General features: G+C 57.8%; 21 protein-coding genes and 1 other RNA gene. 5 read left to right on the top strand and 17 right to left on the bottom strand.

Features of this window, described 5'->3' with window-relative positions:
* Window positions 1–632: 632 nt before the first annotated feature.
* The 15 genes from JQF37_RS04920 to JQF37_RS04850 all read right to left on the bottom strand — a co-directional run bounded on the left by JQF37_RS04920 (window position 633) and on the right by JQF37_RS04850 (window position 15,785).
* The gene (locus JQF37_RS04920; protein ID WP_204149552.1) at window positions 633–1,004 is read right to left on the bottom strand and encodes a hypothetical protein; all 372 of its coding nucleotides are present in this window, start codon (window positions 1,002–1,004) and stop codon (window positions 633–635) included.
* On the bottom strand, window positions 1,001–2,881 hold the full coding sequence (locus tag JQF37_RS04915) for a DUF927 domain-containing protein (protein WP_204149551.1): 1,881 nt from the start codon (window positions 2,879–2,881) through the stop codon (window positions 1,001–1,003). The genes JQF37_RS04920 and JQF37_RS04915 overlap by 4 nt, the downstream gene beginning before the upstream one ends.
* Window positions 2,868–3,746 carry a toprim domain-containing protein gene (locus JQF37_RS04910; RefSeq protein WP_204149575.1) on the bottom strand — a complete coding sequence of 293 codons (879 nt, stop codon included), beginning with the start codon at window positions 3,744–3,746 and terminating at the stop codon, window positions 2,868–2,870. The genes JQF37_RS04915 and JQF37_RS04910 overlap by 14 nt, the downstream gene beginning before the upstream one ends.
* Before the next feature lie 5 nt (window positions 3,747–3,751).
* A complete protein-coding gene (locus JQF37_RS04905) occupies window positions 3,752–4,021 on the bottom strand; it encodes a hypothetical protein (RefSeq protein WP_204149550.1) in 270 nt (89 codons plus the stop codon).
* Between the two features lie 92 nt (window positions 4,022–4,113).
* On the bottom strand, window positions 4,114–4,446 hold the full coding sequence (locus tag JQF37_RS04900) for a hypothetical protein (RefSeq protein ID WP_204149549.1): 333 nt from the start codon (window positions 4,444–4,446) through the stop codon (window positions 4,114–4,116).
* A gap of 13 nt (window positions 4,447–4,459) precedes the next feature.
* Window positions 4,460–4,990, bottom strand: a complete 531-nt coding sequence (locus JQF37_RS04895) for a KilA-N domain-containing protein (RefSeq protein ID WP_204149548.1) — start codon at window positions 4,988–4,990, stop codon at window positions 4,460–4,462.
* Between the two features lie 279 nt (window positions 4,991–5,269).
* Window positions 5,270–5,815, bottom strand: a complete 546-nt coding sequence (locus JQF37_RS04890) for a hypothetical protein (protein WP_204149547.1) — start codon at window positions 5,813–5,815, stop codon at window positions 5,270–5,272.
* Window positions 5,812–7,050, bottom strand: a complete 1,239-nt coding sequence (locus JQF37_RS04885; protein ID WP_204149574.1) for a tyrosine-type recombinase/integrase — start codon at window positions 7,048–7,050, stop codon at window positions 5,812–5,814. Before JQF37_RS04885 ends, JQF37_RS04890 begins: the two co-directional genes overlap by 4 nt.
* Window positions 7,051–7,215: 165 nt before the next feature.
* Window positions 7,216–7,605, bottom strand: a transfer-messenger RNA (tmRNA) gene (gene ssrA / locus JQF37_RS04880).
* Window positions 7,606–7,701: 96 nt separating this feature from the next.
* Window positions 7,702–7,977 carry a hypothetical protein gene (locus tag JQF37_RS04875; protein WP_130203894.1) on the bottom strand — a complete coding sequence of 92 codons (276 nt, stop codon included), beginning with the start codon at window positions 7,975–7,977 and terminating at the stop codon, window positions 7,702–7,704.
* A 202-nt stretch (window positions 7,978–8,179) separates the two neighbouring features.
* The gene (locus tag JQF37_RS04870; protein ID WP_130203895.1) at window positions 8,180–10,996 is read right to left on the bottom strand and encodes an FAD-binding and (Fe-S)-binding domain-containing protein; all 2,817 of its coding nucleotides are present in this window, start codon (window positions 10,994–10,996) and stop codon (window positions 8,180–8,182) included.
* A complete protein-coding gene (locus JQF37_RS04865) occupies window positions 10,993–11,664 on the bottom strand; it encodes a lactate utilization protein (RefSeq protein WP_130203896.1) in 672 nt (223 codons plus the stop codon). Before JQF37_RS04865 ends, JQF37_RS04870 begins: the two co-directional genes overlap by 4 nt.
* The gene (locus tag JQF37_RS04860; protein ID WP_090467099.1) at window positions 11,664–13,118 is read right to left on the bottom strand and encodes a LutB/LldF family L-lactate oxidation iron-sulfur protein; all 1,455 of its coding nucleotides are present in this window, start codon (window positions 13,116–13,118) and stop codon (window positions 11,664–11,666) included. Before JQF37_RS04860 ends, JQF37_RS04865 begins: the two co-directional genes overlap by 1 nt.
* Window positions 13,115–13,939, bottom strand: a complete 825-nt coding sequence (locus JQF37_RS04855; RefSeq protein WP_047537444.1) for a (Fe-S)-binding protein — start codon at window positions 13,937–13,939, stop codon at window positions 13,115–13,117. Before JQF37_RS04855 ends, JQF37_RS04860 begins: the two co-directional genes overlap by 4 nt.
* 151 nt (window positions 13,940–14,090) lie before the next feature.
* A complete protein-coding gene (locus tag JQF37_RS04850) occupies window positions 14,091–15,785 on the bottom strand; it encodes a lactate permease LctP family transporter (protein ID WP_130203897.1) in 1,695 nt (564 codons plus the stop codon).
* A 264-nt stretch (window positions 15,786–16,049) separates the two neighbouring features.
* On the opposite strand from JQF37_RS04850, the gene JQF37_RS04845 reads away from it, so the two are divergent.
* Entirely contained in the window at window positions 16,050–16,817 is a 768-nt protein-coding gene (locus JQF37_RS04845) for an FCD domain-containing protein (RefSeq protein ID WP_047537454.1), read from the top strand.
* A gap of 72 nt (window positions 16,818–16,889) precedes the next feature.
* Here JQF37_RS04845 and smpB read toward each other — a convergent pair whose 3' ends face one another.
* A complete protein-coding gene (gene smpB / locus JQF37_RS04840; RefSeq protein WP_047537457.1) occupies window positions 16,890–17,372 on the bottom strand; it encodes an SsrA-binding protein SmpB in 483 nt (160 codons plus the stop codon).
* Window positions 17,373–17,490: 118 nt separating this feature from the next.
* Between smpB and JQF37_RS04835 the strand changes: the two genes are divergently transcribed.
* Genes JQF37_RS04835 through JQF37_RS04825 form a run of 3 tightly spaced genes read left to right on the top strand, consistent with a single transcriptional unit; the run spans window position 17,491 to window position 19,643 of the window.
* Complete coding sequence (locus JQF37_RS04835; RefSeq protein ID WP_130203898.1) at window positions 17,491–18,894, top strand: sodium-dependent transporter; 1,404 nt, start codon at window positions 17,491–17,493, stop codon at window positions 18,892–18,894.
* Window positions 18,895–18,901: 7 nt separating this feature from the next.
* On the top strand, window positions 18,902–19,336 hold the full coding sequence (locus JQF37_RS04830; RefSeq protein ID WP_130203899.1) for a type II toxin-antitoxin system RatA family toxin: 435 nt from the start codon (window positions 18,902–18,904) through the stop codon (window positions 19,334–19,336).
* Entirely contained in the window at window positions 19,329–19,643 is a 315-nt protein-coding gene (locus JQF37_RS04825; RefSeq protein WP_130203900.1) for an RnfH family protein, read from the top strand. Before JQF37_RS04830 ends, JQF37_RS04825 begins: the two co-directional genes overlap by 8 nt.
* A 59-nt stretch (window positions 19,644–19,702) precedes the next feature.
* On the opposite strand, the gene JQF37_RS04820 is transcribed toward JQF37_RS04825, so the two are convergent.
* The gene (locus JQF37_RS04820; protein ID WP_047537469.1) at window positions 19,703–20,230 is read right to left on the bottom strand and encodes an outer membrane protein assembly factor BamE; all 528 of its coding nucleotides are present in this window, start codon (window positions 20,228–20,230) and stop codon (window positions 19,703–19,705) included.
* Window positions 20,231–20,327: 97 nt separating this feature from the next.
* Between JQF37_RS04820 and fur the strand changes: the two genes are divergently transcribed.
* A complete protein-coding gene (gene fur, locus JQF37_RS04815) occupies window positions 20,328–20,732 on the top strand; it encodes a ferric iron uptake transcriptional regulator (RefSeq protein ID WP_026013299.1) in 405 nt (134 codons plus the stop codon).
* Window positions 20,733–20,749 lie beyond the last annotated feature (17 nt).

Here is a 20,749-nt window from a genome sequence, read left to right as displayed (position 1 = left end):
TAAGTGACCGGGATTGATCGTATGTGACTCTCGGATGGATGCCTGCTTTCGGCCGATTCTGTTGAAAAAGTCGGCCATGGTTTTCGCAGCTGAAAAGTACGCGCTTGAGATTGAAATCTTTACTTTGAGCAGAGGATTCCGGGCTCAGATTTCACGTAGCTGCGCGCAAAAAAGGCGTTTTCAGCATTCAGTACGCGGGCAGTCTGGAAGGACCGACTGTTTTCAACAGAATCGGCCGTTCTCTGCCGATCATGGCCACAAAGCGTGCAGGTCAAATCCGGTGCAATCGGCGGTCATAAACGAATGCAAATGACTGGTCACGTCGAATGCAAAGGGTGGTCAAGGGGAGTGCAACTTCGCACCTGTTCACCACCTTAACAATCCTTAACAGCCTAGACACAGACGATTAGGCCGTTTTTGAGCAGCAAGGCCGGGCCTTTCTCCGAAATTTAGACGCGTTTGTAGCTTGTTAAAATTAACAACCTGTTCGTTTAACCTTAACAGCCTGTCCGTTGTGCTTTGGCATCACAATCCGTGTCTGAGGCAGCACCCTGCCTGGCGTAGAAAGCGATACTAAATCCGGGGTGATTTCGAGTAGGTTGGCGGGATGTGAACTAGCAGGCCATAAAGCCTCATAACGTCACTTGGCCCTGATCTTTAACAAGCATATGTTTCAGTGATTCAAAAAAAACCGGCAACACTGGCAACAGTGACAACAGCCCCGGAATACGCGGGCTCCAGCCGTTGCCGACGCGGCTATTTTGTTGCCAGAGTATTTTTACCGGCAACAGTGATGACCAAAAGACACGGTTAGCGCGCTCTCTTATAGTGAAACTAAGGTGTGTGTTGCCAGTTGTTGCCACTTTTTGTATAGGGTGGCAACGCCTACAAACCACGCCCCATAAGGCCGTTGCCAGTGTTGCCAGTGTTGCCGGTGTTGCCACTGACGCTAGGTTCCTATGAACTCTGGTAGTCCGGGCAATTGGTGTTTGGGTGCCGTTCATGCGCAACCCCCTTCCATGTTCAATGCTTCTTGATCGACGACATGCAGGCGAGCTTGCCCGCCACCAGGCAGCCGGTAGTTCTTCGTATTCCGCCCGTTGTCACGACGCCCCAGAGCACCAGCCTCCTCTAGCGCTTTGATAACACGATTAAATCCGTACCCGTGCGCGGCCTCGATCAGTGCCGGTTTGTTGAACAGGTACAGCCGTTTTCCCATTGATAACTCCCAGAACCCTGCCCGGTTATGTACCTTGGTGTCGGGCGTCTGGTCGTTCACGTTGGAGAATCGGCTATCGCCGTGTTTGGCAATGAAATCGCTAACGCTAGACAGTATTTGCCGGTCTTCGGCATTGCCGCTGCCTACCCGACTCAGCCACTCGTCAAAGAGCAACTGGCAGTCAGCTAAGGCGTTACCCGGTGTCCAAGGCAACAGGCCGTAGGTGATGGCCATTTCCCCCGCCAACGCGATGACGGCGAAGCGATCCGCTACCCGTCCGGCTTGAGCATTGTCCTCGGTGAAGCTGGCGCGGGCACGGGCGAAGTTGTCCAGCAGGCCGGGGCGGTCGTCACTGGCGAGCAGCTTTTCCACGAATGCTGGCCCAATGTGACCATGGTGGGCGCCAACAGCGACGGTCAGCAGGCGGTGGAAGTCGGCGCCCGCCAAGCCATGCAACTCATCGAAGGCCCGGTGGGTGCGAGTACCGGCGTTCACGTCCACCATGCGTAACTCAGCGCCAGCATGGGCTGCATTACCGCCGATGGCCGCATGTTCTGACAGAGAGCGTTCGCCACTTGACAGCGCCAGCAAGCGCCACGAAAGCTTGGCCCGACCTTCACGCTCACGGGTCATCGTGCCTTTACCCTGGCCGTTGGCGAGTGAGTACGCCATTTCCTGTACGCGCTTGGGATCGGCCCGTTTGATTTCATCCAGAGGCAGCATGGTGTCATTGCGGCTCGATGCCTCGATCTCTAAACCTCCCTTGGTCATGTCCCACGACGCGGCGAATATGCCAGGATCGCCCCACACTGACGAAGCGATCAGTTGCGCCAGCGACTTGCCGCTAGAACTGTCGCCCACCAGATGAACACCGCCACCTAGTACGCCCACCAGGCTCAGCAACGGGCCAGCCAGTGCGCAGCCGATAGCTAGCGTCAGAATCGGGTTGCCTTCGCACTTGGTGGCAACCTCGGTTTTCCATCGATCCAGATCGCCGCGCACACTGAATAGGTTCTGTGCCTTGCCGCTGGCCTGATAGCGCACTTTGTTACTGCCAATGGTTCGGCCTGGCAATACAAAGTCGCCCGTCTCATGCCAGCCGGGGCGGCAGGTGGTGGCGAATACTTGGTCGGGGCGTTGGTCCAGCAAGTACTCCATGAAGGCGCCACGTTTCTTCATGGAAATAATTGCGCCCATGCCGAACAGCTGGCGTCTGGCATCCTCGCCGCTGCCGCCGAACACCTCCATGGGGATGATCCATTCCTTGATGCCGCTCTCCGTCATCAGGCGCAGTAAACGGCCTTCGCTACCATCGTCGCTATTGGTCGTCCGGGCCACTACGGTCACCGGGCTAGCGATCCACTCGTCAGTGATGGGGCGGTCTGTTTTGTCATCGTCGGTCCCATTATCGGCTGCGGTGCGCATAAAGCCATGCCAGTACACGCCTGGTTTCAGCTTGCGGCTTTTCTCATTTGTTACCCAGTGTTCGTACACGCCCCAGCAAGGCCGCTCAGGTGCGACCTTCGGGGTTTCACATATCAGAAACTTGGCCGAGACCTTTGCCGCTTGGCTTGCGGTGATTTTCGCCGTGTTGGCCCCGTCAGTTGCCCCAGCTGTGCCGCCTAGATCAGTCGTCAGGTGGGTTACATTACTCGTTGGCATGGTTGGCTCCCCAGCAGTACAGATCGTTGAAGTCGGTCAGGGTGTTGGGCGCACTGCTCGGCCAGTCCGGAAACGCTACTAGTCCACCCACGGCAATGGCGGCGGCATTGGCTGCTGTGCGTCCGGGATTGCCCTCGGTCTGGCGGTCGTCGTCGCCCGCAACGATGATTTCGGTGGTGTGGTATTCGGCCCGAAGCGCCAGCGCCACCGGCTTTAAGTTCCCAGCATTCATGGCGCAGGCGACGGTGTGGCCGCTTTCGTGAAGCGTGGCACCCGTGGCCCAGCCCTCGCAGATACAAATTGGGCTGCCTGGCGTGATATGGCCCATCGGTGAATAGGCGCCCTTTACCCGGCCACCAGCCAAGAAGCGTTTGCTGCCGTCCGGGGCGATCCGTTGCAGGTTGACTAGCACGCCACCGGAGTACAGCGGCACCAGCAATTCGTCATTGCGCTGGCGCAGGCTGTGGGAGCGAACACCCTTGGCGATTAAATAGACGTGATCAAGGGCGGCGCGTCGTGCGTCACGCCACCAGCGTTGAGCAAGGGTTGCCGCGCTCAGTTGGCGTTGGCGTTGCTCAGCCTCGCGTTGCTGGCGGGCCTGCTCGATGCGCTGGCGCACCTGTTCGGCTTCACGATAATTGGCGGGTGTTCGAATGCTCCAGGCATTGGAACCATTCGTTTTCCAACTGCCGAATGCTCCCGAAGCGATGCCGTCCAGATAAAACACATACCAGCCGTTGAGTGTTCCGGGTTTGTCGCCAGGGACGTGAAACCTATGAATATTTCCGTCTGGCGCAGGTAGGAAGTCGAGTGGCCCAAATACTGACTGGAGCGCATCACTGAAAAGGATCGTCGTGTCTGTAATACGGCTCACTTGGCAGCGCCAGCAAAGGCCAGACAGATCCGGCAATTATTCACGGCGTGCCAGTAGGTCAGATCGTCCAGCGAATCAACGAGGCAGGCCGTCACCAAGGCATCAGCGCTACGCATAACTACGGGCCCGCACTCAGCGTTGGCTTCGGTGAGGTACGGCCCCATCAGCGCCTTGGGCGCCTTCGGATGGGTCACATAAAACAGCTCGGTGACTTTCTTCGGGCATGCCTTCGGCGTTCCCGCTTTTTTGCAGGTTGTTTTGATCATGGTGGTTATCCCGTCATGAGGCTTTCGGTGCTACTCGCTCCAATGCCGCTAGGCAGATTGGAGCGCGTCACGAAAAAGAGTTGATGCGCCAGTCATTCACTTGCCTGCGAAGGGTCAAGTCGTGCGATTAACGCCTCAAAGTATTCGACGATTTCTGATAACCAGCCTGCCCGTCCGGGGCACTGCTCCAGGTCGTAAAAATCGCGAAGCTCAGAGCAGGCATCAATCAGGAGGGCTAGGCTATCGTCGTCGATGGCTGGCTCTGTGGGGGCGTAGAAATCGTCGTAAGCCCCCGGCGTATTGGTGTTACTGACACACGCATATGGCTTGCCATTTAAGGGCCTCACGCTGCCCATGACGGCAACTCCTGACAGTGTTTGATAGATGAGTTGCAACCGGGGGTAGGCGTCATGCTGCGACTCCAAGTAGTGCTCATTTTCATGACTCATCCAGTGAAAGGGGCAGCTGTAGTTGTTCTCTCCAGTAGGCAATGCTTTTTTCCAGACCGGGCCTGCTCCAGCGCCAATTAGCCAGGAGGCTCCCCCCTTGGCTTGCCTCGCTCCGTCTGTCATCCAGCAACTGGCAAGCTTGTCCATACTTCTGACGAGTCGCTGGATCAGTGTTCAGTAATCCATCGATGCACATGTCACACCAGACGGAGAACTTGGCGTCACACCAACGAGCAAAGGTCATTGCCAGCTTAGGATGGAGCCAAGTACCACCTCCGCGATCCGCTCGCGCCTTGCTAGTTTTTATATACCCCGAATTCCGGGTATGTAGAATTTTCGACTTTTCACCCGTTAAAAACTCATCCAAAGCGCGGATGTATTCCAAGGTGTCGGTGTTCTCAAACCACCTATCGAGCCGCTTGCCGAACCTCTCCGCGATCTGCGTTGCATTAAGCCAGCCGTCAGTGTTAAACCGCACGGCTTGGCCCTTGTAGTCGTATGGAATGATAGGAGCGCTCATGCGGCGTCTCGTGCTTCGATCTTGGATTGGAGCCACGATTGAATTTCGGACACGACGTAGAACGCGGCAGCTTGGCGGGTGTCCCCCCCCTTGAGTGGGCGTGGAAAGGTAGGGTCTTTTTTGCGGAGCTTATCCAGCCCTGAGCGGGACAAGTCGAGCCAGTCGCATAGCGCCGTCTGGCGGATCATGACTTTGTTTGGTGTCGTAGCTGTGTGCATTTGAATGCCTCCGTATTGGTTACGGCTCGCAGGTTATGCACCGGAGATAACGGGCTAATAATTACACCGTTGGTTTTCTTTTCAGTGAATCTCTTTTCCGCCAATCAGAGTATGTGGATGGGTGGATTTTTAGCTTTGCCCTGAGAATGCTATCAGCGTCTTTCGGCTCTTTTCCCGAGTTCAAGAGCTCGGTCCTCATGTTGGCCACGGCATCCCAGTCGTGTTTGTGAGTTCGGTGTTGGCGTGCTTCCGCCAGAATTTTTTGTCTTTTTTCTTTTGGGATTGATTTGACAAGTTTTTCGACATTGTCGAAGTCCTCTGCTTTGACCGTTTCTGCAAAGTCGTACAGGGTATAGAGATCAACTTCGACTCTACCGTAGGCAAGCAGCCTTTCTCTGTTGCTGCGTTTTTTGGTCGCGTAGTAGAGCGCCAACGATGACATGTCGATGATCGAACGATTACCGCGCCAGGTACCTTGTTCTGACTTAAGGTCATCCTCCCATTCATTGCGGGTGCTTTCTGTCAGCTCCAAATCATCAAGGACTGCCTTTGGTGCGAAATCTAGGAGTAGCCTGATAATCGTCTTGAAATCTAATCCGTAGATCATGCGTGCTTGAACTCCACCACATTGCCTGTAGCTAATCTGTCTAGGTGATCGGCATACCACTGCATCATGGTCGTACGCTGAGCCAGGTATTGAGCTTTGTTGTACACCCCGGCAATCCCGTCTTTGACGTGTGATAGCTGAGCTTCAATATGGTTTTCATCGAAGCCGTGTTCATTGAGGATCGTGCTGGCGATATGGCGAAACCCGTGGCCAGTCTGCCGACCTTCGTAGCCAAGGCGACGCAGGGCCATTAAGAAAACGGTATTGGAGCGCGGCTTGGTTGTATTGCTACGACCAGGAAATAGCAGCAGGTAAGCGCCGGTGAGGTTGTGCAGATCGCGCAGCAGTTCGACAGCTTGGCGTGGCAGGGGAACCACATGTTCGCGACGACGCTTCATGCGTTCGGCGGGAACTGTCCACAGGCTGCCATCTAGATCGAATTCAGACCAACGTGCCTCCCGCAGCTCAGATGGTCGGCAGGCGAGCATAGACAGCAGGTGCAGACCGATACGGACGTCTACCGCACTCGGGTACGCTCTGATAGCTCGCAAAAGGGGCGGGAGTTCGTCAATTGAAACGTGGGCATAGTTCTCGGCTGGCTTGGTCAGCAGGAACTTGTGCAACCCTTCCAGTGGGTTGTGAGTTGCGCGGCCAGTGACGCGGGCAAGGTCGTAAATTTCCCGGCACATGCCACGTACTCGGCTGGTCTGTTCGACAATCCCGGTTTGCTCCATGCCGCGCAGGAACTCCATCCACTCCATTGGCAGAACCCCCTGATAGGGCCGCTTGCCGAAGATCGGAAACACATGCAGCTCCAGGGCGCCAATGGTTCGGGTTGCAGTGCCGGCACTCCAGCCTTTGCGTTTGTTGGCGTACCACTCGCGTGCCAGATGCTCGAAAGTGTTGTTGGCGGCTTCGCGTTCCGCTGCTTTTTGCGCGCGCTGGGTGGCGAGCATGCTGCCATCTTTCATTGTGCTGTCGCGTAGCTCTGCTGCCTTCTGGCGCGCTTGTTCGCCGGTCAACTGGTGGCTGCCTTTGCCGTAGCCTCCCAACCCTAGCCATGACCATTTTCCATCTGCTTTTTTGTAACGCAGCTCCCAGGATTTCTGGCCCGTGGGCTTCACTCGTAAATAGAGCCCGGCGCCATCCAGCTCCCGGTAGGTGCTGGCTTCTGGCTCAAGGCTGGCCAAAGTGGTGTCAGCCATCGGACGGCGCTTAATCTCCGAACGCTTCATGCGTGTATGCCCCAGTTTCAATTTAATGGCGAGCATACAAGCAGGCATACACGGGGCGCAATGCTGTGTGGATTCATTCGGGAATGTCCAGACACAAGAAAGCCCGCGCTGGGCGGGCTTCTTGGGGTGTTTCCGATCATGTGGGAACATGTGGAAACTGGTATTTGGTGGAGCCGGGGGGATTTGAACCCCCGTCCGCCAGTACTCCGCTGTCGGTACTACATGCGTAGCCGTGTCTATTAAGTTAACCCTCAGCGACCCGACGGGCAGGGTGCTTTGGGCGAGTTGTGTAAGTTTTAGCCGCTTCGTCCACAACGTACTGCACGGCGATTCTGTTCTATATGACAATCATTTCGGGTTTACAGACATCCCCTGATGATTGCTGGACCCGAAGGTACCAGGAGTGCATGTCAGCTGCAATTAAGCAGCGAGAGCAGCACCGTATTGGTCGTCATTGGCAACTATAAGTAGTTGCAACAGTGGATTTACGAGTTCTGTTACCAACTCGGCATGCACCTAAAGTTTCGCGACCGGCGTCGAATCCTAAACGGCCCCGAACTCATTGCTCGTGAATCTGAATGAGCAACAAGCCTGCGTAGTCTACGCCAATGTGGGGTGGAAGGCCAACCCGAAGGTTGGCCCCGCCTGGCATCAGTTACGGGTTGGATTTCGAATCTGCATTTTGGTGATTATGCCGGAGGAGATTTCCACGCAATCCTTGTCGTTGCCGGCTGCCTGGGCTGCTTTGGCTTTTTGCAAAGCATCCTTGACGTTGTTCAGGGAGCCTTCCGGTATGGAGGGTGCACTGTCCACGAAATCGCTTATCTGTTGAATGTTCGCCGTACAAAGATCCTTGTCTGCCGCGAAAACCGGGGATGCCAGCAGTGCCGCAGCGATAAACAATCCAGCCATTGCAGAGTGCTTCATGGGTATCTCCTTGCACATGAGGGCTCGGTGCTGCCGGTAATTCGGGCCGCTGGCCGAGGTGGTTATAAGCCCTTTCACGTGGGCCTAGCTAAATGACTATAGCCGCGCGCAGGAATTCGGTTTTTTTTTGCTGGGTCGGTGTCATGCGGGGGGGCAGTTGCTTCGATGAACGAGGGGCGAAAAACGCCCCTCGTTCAATCCATCACCCTCGTGCCGGGCGTGCCTGGGTCACGCGGTCCACCAGATAGACCAGCCCGTGATAGTCGATCCCGCCATGCTGGCTCAGGCCGATTTCACACGTGCGACTGGTGGAGATGCCTTCGCCACAGTACTGAACGGCGTCTTTCAAGGTGCGCAGCGAATGGGCATTCAACTCGGGTGTGGTGAACCCTTTGTCGCCGGCAAACCCGCAGCAGTGAATGCCTTCGGGGATGATCACGGTTTTGCTGCATTTGCGCGCCAGGTCGATCAGCGCCTGGCTTTCCCCGAGGTGCTGGGTACTGCAGGTGACATGCACCGCGATCGGTGTGTCTTGCGGGGTGAAGTCCAGTCGGTCCATCAAATGCGTACGGATGAAGCGTACCGGGTCGTACAGGTCCAGTCGGACATCACCCAGGTCCTGGGTCAGGCGCAAGGTGCAGGGGCTGGTGTCGCAGTAGATCGGATCGAGTCCGCCACGGCTGGCGTGCAGCAGCGCGCCGATCAGTTCCTGGCGTTTGTGTTCGGCTTGTTCGGCATAGCCTTTGGAGGCGAAGGGTTGGCCGCAGCAGAGGTTGTCCAGATTGTCCGGGAACACCACCTGATAACCGGCCTTTTCCAGCAGGCCGCGGGTTTTGTCGTACAGCGACATTTGTTCCTTGTCGCCGGCCGCCGGCCCCATGGCCCGTGAGACACATGCGGCCAGGTACACCACTCGCGGGCGCTCGTCCGACACCGTCGGGCTGAAGCGAATCGCCCGTTCAGGCTGCGGCATGGCATTGGTCCATTGCGGGATTTGCCCTTTTGAAAGTCGCGTGACCGCAGCGGACAGCCTGGTCAGCCGCGGTGCGCCGAGCAACATTCGTGCGCCATTGGCCACGTGCAGGGTGAAGCGCGCACCTTGCAGTGCCGTAGCGAAATTTCCTTCCAGCCAATTGGCGGTTTTCGTATGTGTGGCGTGCCGGCCGCGAAGCTTTTTCACCAGTTCGCCAGTGTTGATGCCTACAGGGCAGCGTTGAGCACAAAGACCGGTGGCGGCACAGGTGTCGATGCCTTGATATTCGTAAGCCGCTTCGAGTTCGGTGGTGTCCACACCCGCGCGTTTCTTCGCCTGGATGTCACGCCAGATCACGATGCGTTGGCGCGGGCTCAGGGTCAGGCCTTTCGACGGGCAAACCGGTTCGCAGAAGCCGCATTCGATGCACTTGTCCACAATCTCGTCGGCGGCCGGCAAGGGCTTGAGATGCTTCAGATGGATCTGCGGATCTTCGCTGAGCACCACGTCCGGGTTGAGAATGCCGTTGGGATCGAGCAGGCGCTTGAGTTGCCACATCAACTGATAGGCATCGCTGCCCCATTCCAGTTCGACGAACGGTGCCATGTTGCGCCCGGTACCGTGTTCGGCCTTCAGCGAACCCCCGAACTCCACCGCGACCAACTGCGCGACGTCGTCCATGAACGCCTGATAGCGTGCGACTTCTTCCGGGTTATTGAAGCCCTGGGTGAAAACGAAGTGCAGATTGCCTTCCAGTGCGTGTCCGAACAGGATCGCTTCGTCGTAATGATGTTTGTCGAACAACTCGATCAGCCGGTTCACGCCAATGGCCAGTTGTTCCACCGGGAAGGTCACATCCTCGATGATCACCGTGGTACCGGTTTTGCGCACCGCGCCGACGGCGGGGAAGGTGTCTTTGCGGATCGCCCAGAGACGTGCGTTTTCCAGTGGGTCCTCAGTGAAATCGACCTGTTTTTCCACCGGGAACGATGCCAGCGACGCCATGATCTGCGCCAGTTGTTCATGCAGTAGCGTGGACGACGCCGCGCGGGATTCGATCAGCAGGGCGCAGGCATTATTCGACAAGTGTTGTACGAAAGCCGGCATGCCGGGTTTGTCCTGCACCGAGCGCAAACTGCGGCGGTCCAGTAGCTCCACCGCCGATACCGGTTGGCTTTTCAGCAAGGTGACCGCGTTGCAGCAGGTTTCCACATCCGGGAACACAATCAGCGCCGAGGCCTTGTTCGGGTGATCGATCACCGTGTCGTAAGTCACGGCGCTGATGAAACCGAGTGTGCCTTCGGAGCCCACCAGCAAGTGGCTCAAGATATCCACAGGCTCGTCGAAATCCACCAGGGCATTGAGTGACAGGCCAGTAGTATTTTTCAGGCGGTATTTGTGGCGAATCTTTGCTGCCAGTTCGGTGTTTGCGCGTGTCTCGCGACCCAATGTCGCCAGACGCTCCAGCAGCGGGGCATGGCTCTGGCGAAATGCCGCGACGCTGGCGGCGTCTTCGGTATCGACGCGACTGCCATCGGCCAGCACCAGACGAATCCCGGCCAACGTGTGATAGGTGTTTTGCGCAGTGCCGCAGCACATGCCGCTGGCGTTGTTAGCGACGATGCCGCCGATTTTGCAGGCATTGATCGAGGCCGGATCGGGGCCGATCTTGCGCCCGAACGGCGCCAGCCAGGCATTGGCCTGGGCGCCGATCACGCCGGGTTGCAGGCGGATTTGTGTGCCCTGGCCACGGATCTCGCGACCGTTCCAGTTATCGCCCAGCACGATCAGCACCGAATCGCTGATCGCCTGGCCAGAAAGACTGGTACCGGCAGCGCGGAACGTCACCGGCACCCGGTCACGCTGGGCCAGTTTCAGCAGCGTGACGACTTCTTCTTCGGATTCGACGCGAATCACCAGTTTTGGAATCAGTCGATAGAAACTGGCGTCGGTGCCGAAGGCCAGCGTCGACAACGGGTCGTCGAAGCGTCGTTCCTGTGGAATCAGTTGCTGTGCATCACGCAGAAAAGCGGCCGGTAGACTCATTGGTCCTCCAGGATCAATACCACCAGGTCTTTCGGACCATGGGCGCCGTAGGCCAGCACCTGTTCGATGTCGGCAGTCTTCGACGGGCCGGACACCAATAACGCATTGGTCGGCATGCCTTCGGCCCATTCGAACTCCTGCTGCACCTGATAGAAGTTGTCGCGAATCCCGCTCGCCTTGAGCAGGGCGAAATGCACCGGTGGCGCGAGGCTCATCAATCGCGGCTCTTCCCGCGTCGGCCAGAGGATCAGGCTGCCTGTGGCAGCGATTGCGCCGAGGGTGGCGGTCAGGCTGGCCGGGGTGTCGTTGAACAGTTCGGCTTTCCACTCCTCGACGGGACGGTCGTAGGCTTTGAGTGTCGGCAGGTGCGGATTATTCGACCAGTGTTGAGTGATGCGTTGACCATGGGGCGTCGTCGGTGCGATCAGCAGACTCGGTAACTGCCGCTCTTGCAGCAATTGCGCGAGCAGCGCAGGCCAGTCTTCACCCGAGGTCAGATGGATTTCCGTGTGCACTGCTTCCATCAATTTGCGTAATTGAGCGATGCGTTGCTCCGGCGCGTAGGTGTAGGGCTGCGTCACCAGATCGACGTCGAAGTTGTCAGTTACCGGCGTGGTGCCTGTCAGGCTTTTACGCAATTTGGCGAGGATATTTTGCTTGGCGCTCATCAACGATCTCCCTGTTTGGCCAGATGCTCGCGGGCCATGTCATGCAATGAGCGGGCAGCGGGTTTCGGTGCGCTGTGGTTCTGTGTCCACGGGCCAACATTGTTCGGTGTGAGGGCGCGCAGGCGTGTGGCGAAGAATCCGAACAGGCGATACAGCGTCGGCGAACTGTTTAGTTTCGCCCAGGCGTTCCAGATGAATCTCTCTTTGCGCGAATACTTGCTGCCCTGGCCGCGCATCACTTGATGGGGGCTGTCCGGGGCTTTGACGTTCTCTTCGCGCAGGCGACGCAGCAATGAAGGGATCGGAATCTTTACCGGGCACACTTCACCACAGGCGCCGCACAGCGACGAGGCGCTCGGGTGGTCCGGGACTTTCGCCAGGCCGACCATGTGCGGGGTGATGATTTTTCCGATAGGGCCAGGGTAAACCTCGCCATAGGCATGGCCGCCGATTCGGGTGTAGACCGGGCAGTGGTTCATGCAGGCGCCGCAGCGAATACAGTTCAGGGTCTGGCGCAATTCGCTGTCGGCAAAGGCCTGGCTGCGACCGTTGTCGAGCAAGACCAGATGCACTTCCTGCGGGCCGTCGAGCTCATGCGCCTTGCGTGGGCCGGAGATCATGTTGACGTAAGTGGTGATCGGAATGCCCAGGGCCGAGCGGGTCAGCAATGACAGCAGTGGCACCACGTCGCGCAGGTTCTCCACGACTTTCTCGATGCCGGTGACGGCGATATGCACCGGCGGCACCGTGGTGGTCATGCGGCCGTTGCCTTCGTTTTCCACCAGCAGCAGGGTGCCGGTTTCGGCCACGGCGAAGTTGACACCGGAGACGCCGATGTCCGCTTCGAAGAACTTCTGCCGCAGGACCCTGCGACCGATCTGAATGAGTTGGTCAACGTCCTTGGTGTATTCCACGCCAAGTTTGTCGTGGAACAAGGACGCGACCTGACCGGCGTTCTTGTGGATCGCCGGCATAATGATGTGTGAAGGCTTCTCGTTGTCGAGCTGGACGATGTATTCGCCCATGTCCGATTCAAGGCATTCAATGCCCTGATCAGCGAGGAAATGGTTCATCTCCATTTCTTCGCTGACCATCGATTTGCCCTTGATCACTTGCCGCCCCTCGTGAGCGCGGATGATCGAGAGGACGATGCCATTGGCTTCGTCCACCGTTTCCGCCCAGTGCACTTTCACACCGTTGCGGGTCAGGTTCTGTTCAAGTTGCTCGAGCAGGTCGGGCAACTTGGATAATGCTCGGGCGCGGACGGCATTGCCCAGTGCTCGCAAATGTTCTCTTTCATGGGCATCGCTGAACGCCGCTGCCCGTTTTGTCATCAGTGAATCCATCGCCTTGCGAAAGTTGTTTCGCAATTGCGTGTCACCCAACGCTTCGTGAGCGCGGGTGCGGAAATCTTCTTCTACGGCGACCGTAGGAATAATCGTGGAAGTGCTCATCGGGCACCTCCGGTACGCTGCCAAAGGAAACTGGCCAGATGTTGGCCGCGCAGCGCTTCCTTCTGTTTTTCCAGCGAGCCATTGATGTTCATCAGGCAACCGCAGTCGGCACTGAGTACCTTGTGCGCGCCGGACTCCTTCAACGACCGGGTCTTGTCGGCCACCATCGCGCCGGAAATGTCCGGCATACGGACGCTGAAAGTCCCACCGAAGCCACAGCATTCACTTTCGTGGCTATGCTCCACCCGCTCCACATTGCTCAGTTGCGCGAGCAACTCGCGGCCATGCAAGTGGGTGTTCATTTCCCGGCGTGCCGAGCATGAGGTATGCAACGCCACTTTCACGGGCTCGCCGCTGTCCTTGAGCCGCACCTTGCAGACATGCAGCAGGAATTCGGCGAGTTCGTAGGTTCTGGCCGCCAGTGCCTGAACCTGTTTCAACGTTTGCGGCTCGTCCTTGAACAAGTCGGCATAGTGTTCACGCAACATGCCAGCGCACGAACCGGACGGTACCACCACCGGATAATCCCCGGCGAACAGCGCCAGTTGCGAGCGTGCCACGGTCCTTGCCTGCTCGGTGTAACCCGAGGTGTAGGCCGGTTGGCCGCAGCAGCTTTGCCCTTGCGGGTACTCGACACGGATGCCTTCGCGTTCCAGCAAGTGGATCGCGTCCATTCCGGCTTCCGGGTAGAACAAATCCACTACGCAGGTCCCGAACAGGTAGACCCTTTGCGGTTTTTCGCTGGGGTATTGCCGAGGCTCGGGCAGTGGCGGGGCGACACGGGTCGCATTCGGCACAGCGTTGTAAAAAAGTTCGCTCATCAGGCGTGTCTCCGGGTGATCCCGGTTATCCGTCCGCTGAGGCTGCTGAATATAGAGAATGATTCTTTCAGCAGCCTTACAGACCGGGTGGTGAATAGCTGACGCCGGAATCGTGGTCCGGCGTCGGTTTTTTCCATGCCGCTTGTGGCGTTTAGTGCACCAGCATGCCGGTGAACCAGTAGGCCTGGGCCAATGTGATCAGGCCGACGATCGTTGCAAAGAATAGGCTGTGCTTGAGGGTGAAGCGGAACAGGTCCGATTCTTTGCCCACCAGGCCCGTCGCGGCGCAGGCCACGGCGATCGATTGTGGCGAGATCATCTTGCCGGTCACGCCGCCGCTGGTGTTCGCCGCCACCAACAGGGTGTCGTTAACGCCGATCTGGTGCGCGGTGGTCGCCTGTAGCGAGCTGAACAGGGCGTTGGACGAAGTGTCGGAACCGGTCAGGAACACACCGAGCCAGCCGAGGAATGGCGAGAAGAACGGGAACGCGGCGCCAGTGGCTGCCAATACCAGGGCCATGGTCGAGGACATGCCCGAGTAGTTGGTGACGAAAGCGAACGCCAGCACCATGCCGATGGACAGGATCGGCCAGCGCAGTTCGTAGAAGGTCTCTTTCAAAGTGGTCAGACCAGTTTTGATGTTGATCTTCAGAATCAGCATCGAGATCAGCGCCGAGAAGAAAATCGCCGTGCCGGTCGCAGAGATCGGGTCAAGCTTGAACACCGCCGGAATAGCCGTCGGCGTTGCGACGATCGGTGCAACTTTGATCACCATCTGGTCCAGGTGCGGAATGGCGAAGTTGAACACCCAGCTGTACATCGAGCCGCCGGCGGCGAACATGGCCTTGAACGGTTTCAGGGTCCAGATGGTGACCAGTACGGTCAGGATCAGGAACGGCGACCAGGCTTTGAAGATTTCACCCAGGCTGTAAGGCGAAGCGACGGAGGTGCGCTTCTGACCAAAGCCGCCGGCGCTGGCGGTGACCACGGACGCCGAGACGGCGCCGGCGATGTGTTGGCCGGCGGCGCGTTTCGGCTGCCAGACCTTCAGGAACAGCGTCAGGGAAATCAGGCTGGCGAGGGCCGAGGTGATGTCCGGCAGTTCCGGGCCAATGAAGTTCGAGGTGAAGAACTGGGTGACGGCAAAGCTCAAGCCCGCCACCAGTGCTGCCGGCCAGGTCTCGCGGACACCCCGCAGGCCGTCCATCATGAACACCAGCCAGAACGGCACGAACAGCGACAGCAGCGGCAGTTGACGACCGGCCATGGCGCCGATCTTGAACGCATCGATACCAGTCACTTGCCCGGCAACGATGATCGGAATGCCCAGGGCGCCGAACGCCACTGGCGCGGTGTTCGCGATCAGGCACAGGCCTGCGGCGTACAGTGGATTGAAGCCCAGCCCGACCAGCAGCGCGGCGGTAATTGCGACCGGCGCGCCGAAACCGGCTGCACCTTCCAGGAAGGCGCCAAAGCAGAAGCCGATCAACAGCACTTGCAGGCGCTGGTCGTCGGTAATCGACAGCACGGAGCTGCGAATGATTTCGAACTGCCCGCTCTTGACCGTCAGTTTGTAGAGGAACACGGCGGCCACGATGATCCAGGCAATTGGCCACAGACCGTAGGCGAAGCCGTATCCGGCGGCGGCGAATGCCATGTCGACCGGCATCTGGAAGGCAAAGATTGCCACCAGAATCGACAAGGCCAGGGTGATGCTGCCGGCCACGTGGCCTTTAAGGCGGAATACGGCCAGGGCCAGGAAGAAAAATACGATAGGGATAACGGCCGCGAGGGCGGACAAGCCGAGGCTGCCGAGCGGGCTGTAGAGCTGTTGCCAGGTTTGCATATGGGGTGGCCCCTAATTGTTGTTGGTCAGGCACTGATCAGCGTTCTTGGTTAATTGGTAATACCAATTTACAATCGCTGTTGGCTAGGGTAAAAGCCTTGGAGGCGGTGTGTCAATTTGCCGCTCTAAAATTCTTGTCGAATGCCTGCGTGTTCGGGTCGTCTGATCTGCTTGTGCAATTGCTGTCTGGCAGGTGTCGGCGCTGCGCCGATAGGCCAGAATAGAGCCGCCGGCGAATCGTCGGGACCGTGGAGAAATTGAGTTATGGGGTTTGATCAGATTCGTCAGCGCCGTTTGTCTGACGATATTGTCGAGCGACTTGAGGGCATGATTCTCGAGGGCACGCTGAAGGCAGGCGAGCGCTTGCCGGCCGAGCGCGTATTGGCCGAGCAGTTCGGTGTGTCTCGCCCTTCATTGCGTGAGGCCATACAAAAGCTGGCTGCCAAGGGGTTGTTGGTCAGCCGTCAGGGTGGCGGCAACTACGTGGTGGAGTCCCTGGGCACAACCTTCAGCGATCCATTGCTGCATTTGCTGGAGAGCAATCCTGAAGCGCAGCGCGATCTATTGGAGTTTCGCCATACCCTTGAAGCGTCCTGTGCCTATTACGCTGCGTTACGCGCCACGGATGTTGATCGTGAGCGGCTCACGGCGGCGTTTAACGAGTTGCAGGACTGCTATTCACGTCACGATGAAGTGAGCCGGGCGGAAGAGGGCGCGGCGGACGCGAAGTTTCACCTGGCGATCGCTGAGGCCAGCCATAACGCCGTGTTGTTGCACACCATTCGTGGGTTGTTTGATTTGCTCAAGCGCAACGTGGTGACCAACATCGGCGGCATGTACAAGCAGCGTACCGAAACCCGGGACATGCTGATCACACAGCATCGCGAGCTGTACCTGGCGATTGTCGAGGGTCGTGCGGAACAGGCGCGCGAAGTTTCCAGCCGACACATCCTGTATGTGCAGGAAGTGCTGGAGGAAGTGCGTCAGGAAGTGCAGCGCATGGCTCGGGCGGAGCGGCGCAAGGGAATGTAGCTGTCGTCATGAGATTCAATGTGGCGAGGGAACAAGCTCCCTCGCCACAAAAGCAGCGACCAGGCTGGAAAATTACTCTTCCTTGCCCTTGTTGCGCACCGCACGCTGCAACTCGCGGCCGGCATCGCGCTCGCGCTCGGTATCACGCTTGTCGTATTCCTTCTTGCCCTTGCCCAGAGCGATCTCGCACTTGACCATGTGCTTGCTCCAGTACCAGGACAGACACACGCAGGCGTAACCCTTTTGCTGCACGGCGGCGGACAGCTTGTCCAGCTCGCGCCGGTTGAGCAGCAGCTTGCGGGTGCGGGTCGGGTCGGCGATGACGTGGGTGCTGGCGGTCATCAGGGGCGTAATGTGACTGCCGAGCAGCCAGGCTTCGCCATCCTTGAGCAGCACGTAACTGTCGACCAGTTGCAGCTTGCTCGCCCGCAGACTTTTTACTTCCCAGCCGGCCAGGACCAGACCAGCCTCGAACCGATGTTCGATGAAGTAATCGTGTCGCGCCTTTTTATTTTGCGCGATGGTCCCTGTTGGGTGTTTCTTCTGTTTAGCCATAGGGGCGGCATTATAGGGAGTTGCACGCGAGTCGGCTACGGTGTTGCTGCGTGCTTGAGCAGGTTGATTGAATCCCGGACAATGCGCGCTCATTTTTGAACGCTTGGTCGTAATAACGATGTCGACAGACAAGGTTTCTGTCCACGGCAGTTGGGCTAGCCGCTGGGTCTTCATACTCGCTGCGACCGGTTCGGCCGTGGGCCTGGGTAGTATCTGGAAATTTCCGTACATGGTTGGCGTCTATGGCGGCGGCGCCTTCGTGCTGATGTTCCTGGCCTGTATTGCGTTGATCGGGGTGCCAGTCATGCTGGCTGAAACCCTGATTGGTCGGCGTGCCCGACAGAGTCCGGCCAACGCGCTGAAGGCGCTGGCACGCGAAGCGGGGCATTCGGGCAAGTGGTCCTGGGGGGCCTTTGCCGGGATGATCACGGCTTTGCTGATCCTGTCCTTCTATAGCGTCGTTGGCGGTTGGTCGCTGGATTACATCATCGATATGGGGCGTGGCGACTTCCAGGGTGTGACGCCGGATCAGGTGGGCGCTTACTTCGGCAATGTGATCGCTGATCCATGGCGACTGACACTTTGGCACACGATTTTCATGCTGTTGTCTGCCGTGGTGATCGCCAAAGGCGTGGTGGCAGGGCTTGAGCGCAGTCTGCGGATCATGATGCCGTTGCTGTTCGTCATGATCCTTGTACTGCTCGGATACAGCATGACCACTGGGCATTTCATGGAGGGCGTGCATTTCATGTTCGACTTCCACCCGGAAAAAGTCCTCGATGGTTTGTTGCCAGCCATGGGGCATGCGTTCTTTTCCCTGAGCGTGGGCGTCGGCTCGATCATGATCTACGGCGCCTATATGCCGAAGAGCTCGTCGATTACGCGCACTGTGGTTGGCGTGGCGCTGCTCGATACCCTGGTTTCTCTCGTGGCCGGCATGGCACTTTTTCCGATTGTGTTCGCCGCAGGCCTGAATCCGAGCGAAGGCCCTGGCCTGATGTTTGTCAGCTTGCCATTTGCCTTTGGCAACGTGGTCTTCGGCCAATTGATGGGCGTCGTGTTCTTCGTGCTGGTAGCCATTGCGGCATGGAGTTCGGCAATTTCTCTGCTCGAGCCGATGGTGGCTTACCTGGTCGAGCGGACAAAAGTCAGCCGCGCCTGGGTTACCTTCTGGCTGGCGTTCAGTTGCTGGTTTGTCGGTCTCGGCACGGTGTTTTCTTTCAATATCTGGAAGCAAGCCAAGTTTTTCGTGAACGAAGGCGGTTTTTTTCACCTCTACCAATGGGGAGCCGCGGGCGGTCTGGATTTCTTTGGCGTGATCGATTTCTTTACCTCGCGGATCATGTTGCCACTCGGTGGTTTGTGTTTCGTGGTGTTCGCAGGCTGGGTGATGGGGCGGGAGGCGGTGCGCGACGAATTGGCGACCCGCAACCCTGCGATTTTCGCCCTGTCCTTGTTCTTGATGCGCTATGTGGCGCCCATCGGCATTCTCGTAGTGTTTGCCGCACAGCTGTGGAAATAACGCTGACATGACGACACACATTTCACGTTCGGCCTTGCTGCCATATCCGGCGCAAGCGCTGTATGACCTGGTTAACGACGTAGCACGGTATCCGGAATTCCTGCCGTGGTGCTCGACAGCCGAAGTGCTGGAAGCCTCCACCGAGCATATGCGTGCGAGTGTTGGGGTGGCCAAGGGGGGGCTGAGCCAGCATTTTGTGACGCGTAACACCCTGGTTCCCGGTCAGTCGATTGAAATGAACCTTGAAGAGGGGCCGTTCACTCAGTTGCATGGTGTGTGGGTGTTCAAGCCGCTGGGTGAGAAGGCCTGCAAGATCAGCCTGGATCTGTCATTCGACTACGCGGGGCCGATTGTTCGCGCGACCCTGGGGCCGTTGTTCAATCAGGCGGCCAACACACTGGTCGATGCATTCTGTCAGCGAGCCAAGCAAATGTATGGTTGAGGCATTGAAAGAAGTCGAAGTGGTGTATGCCGCGGTTGATCGTCAAGTGCTTCTGTCAGTGACGGTGCCGGCAGGAACGACTGTTCGTGCGGCACTGGTGGCATCCGGTATTGGAATGGTATTTCCGGACCTTGACTTGGCCGGGTGCCCGGTGGGGATCTTTGGAAAGGTGATCACCGATCCCGATACGCGTGCGGTTCAGTCAGGGGATCGCATCGAGATTTATCGGCCATTGCTCGCCGATCCGAAAGAGGTTCGACGGCTGCGTGCGGCCAAGGCGGCCGAGGCCAAATCGCGGACTCAGTAACTCGTATGAAACCAGGCAATAAAAAACCCGGCATGCCGGGTTTTTTATTGTGTTGCAGATTATTGCGGCGAGGTGTCCAGCGGCTGTGGCGTCGGGACCGGAACGGTTTCTACACCGTCGACGTCTTTCTGGATCTGATCGAGCAGCGAGCCTGGTTTGACCGGTTTTTCCGGTTTTGGCTTCTCGGCGTTCTCTGCTGGAGCGGTCACTGTCGTGGCGCTGTCCTTGCCGAGAATTGCCTCGTCGCGACTCACGCCTGGCATGAAATCACCAGAGAGGCTGACAAGCTGGTCATTAGGGTTGAAGATGACGCTAATGCGTTCTTGTTGGCGTTCACCGCCACCCGGTTGCAGGCTGTACAGATAATCCCAGCGATCGGCATGGAACGTGTCGGTCAGCAGAGGGTTGCCCATGATAAACCTTACTTGCTTACGGGTCATTCCCGGGCGCAACTGGTCTATCATGTCCTGCGTGACGACATTGCCCTGCTGGATGTCGATTTTGTAAACCCCGGGGAATGAACAACCGGCGAGTGCGAGCAGTCCCACAAAGGTGAAACTGGTTAGCAAGAGCTTGGTGTTTTGCATCGGTGGGCGACTTCCACTATCTTGGCTGGGACAACGTAAACGCCGATCATACCCGCATTAAGAGAAGCTGCGAAGCAGCATCGCGAGAAAGCTGACCATGGTTGAAAATAGCGAACTACGCAAAGCCGGCCTCAAAGTGACCCTTCCACGGGTCAAAATTCTGCAAATGCTCGATTCCGCCGAGCAGCGTCATATGAGTGCCGAGGATGTGTACAAGGCATTGATGGAGGCTGGCGAGGACGTCGGTCTGGCCACGGTTTACCGTGTACTGACTCAGTTCGAGGCAGCTGGCCTTGTGGTGCGGCATAACTTCGACGGAGGCCACGCGGTCTTCGAACTGGACGACGGTAAGCACCACGACCATATGGTCAACGTCGAGACCAGCGAAGTGATCGAATTCTTCGACGAAGAAATCGAGCGCCTGCAGAAAGCCATCGTCGAGAAATATGGTTTCGAAATGGTTGATCACAATCTTGTGCTGTACGTGCGCAAGAAAAAGTAAGCATGTCGCGCGAATCT

The sequence above is a fragment of the Pseudomonas sp. MIL9 genome, assembly GCF_016887925.1.
GTDB classification, from domain to species: Bacteria; Pseudomonadota; Gammaproteobacteria; order Pseudomonadales; family Pseudomonadaceae; genus Aquipseudomonas; species Aquipseudomonas mohnii.
Note: the sequence above shows the minus strand (reverse complement) of the source record. Positions and strands in the feature narration are given on the sequence as shown.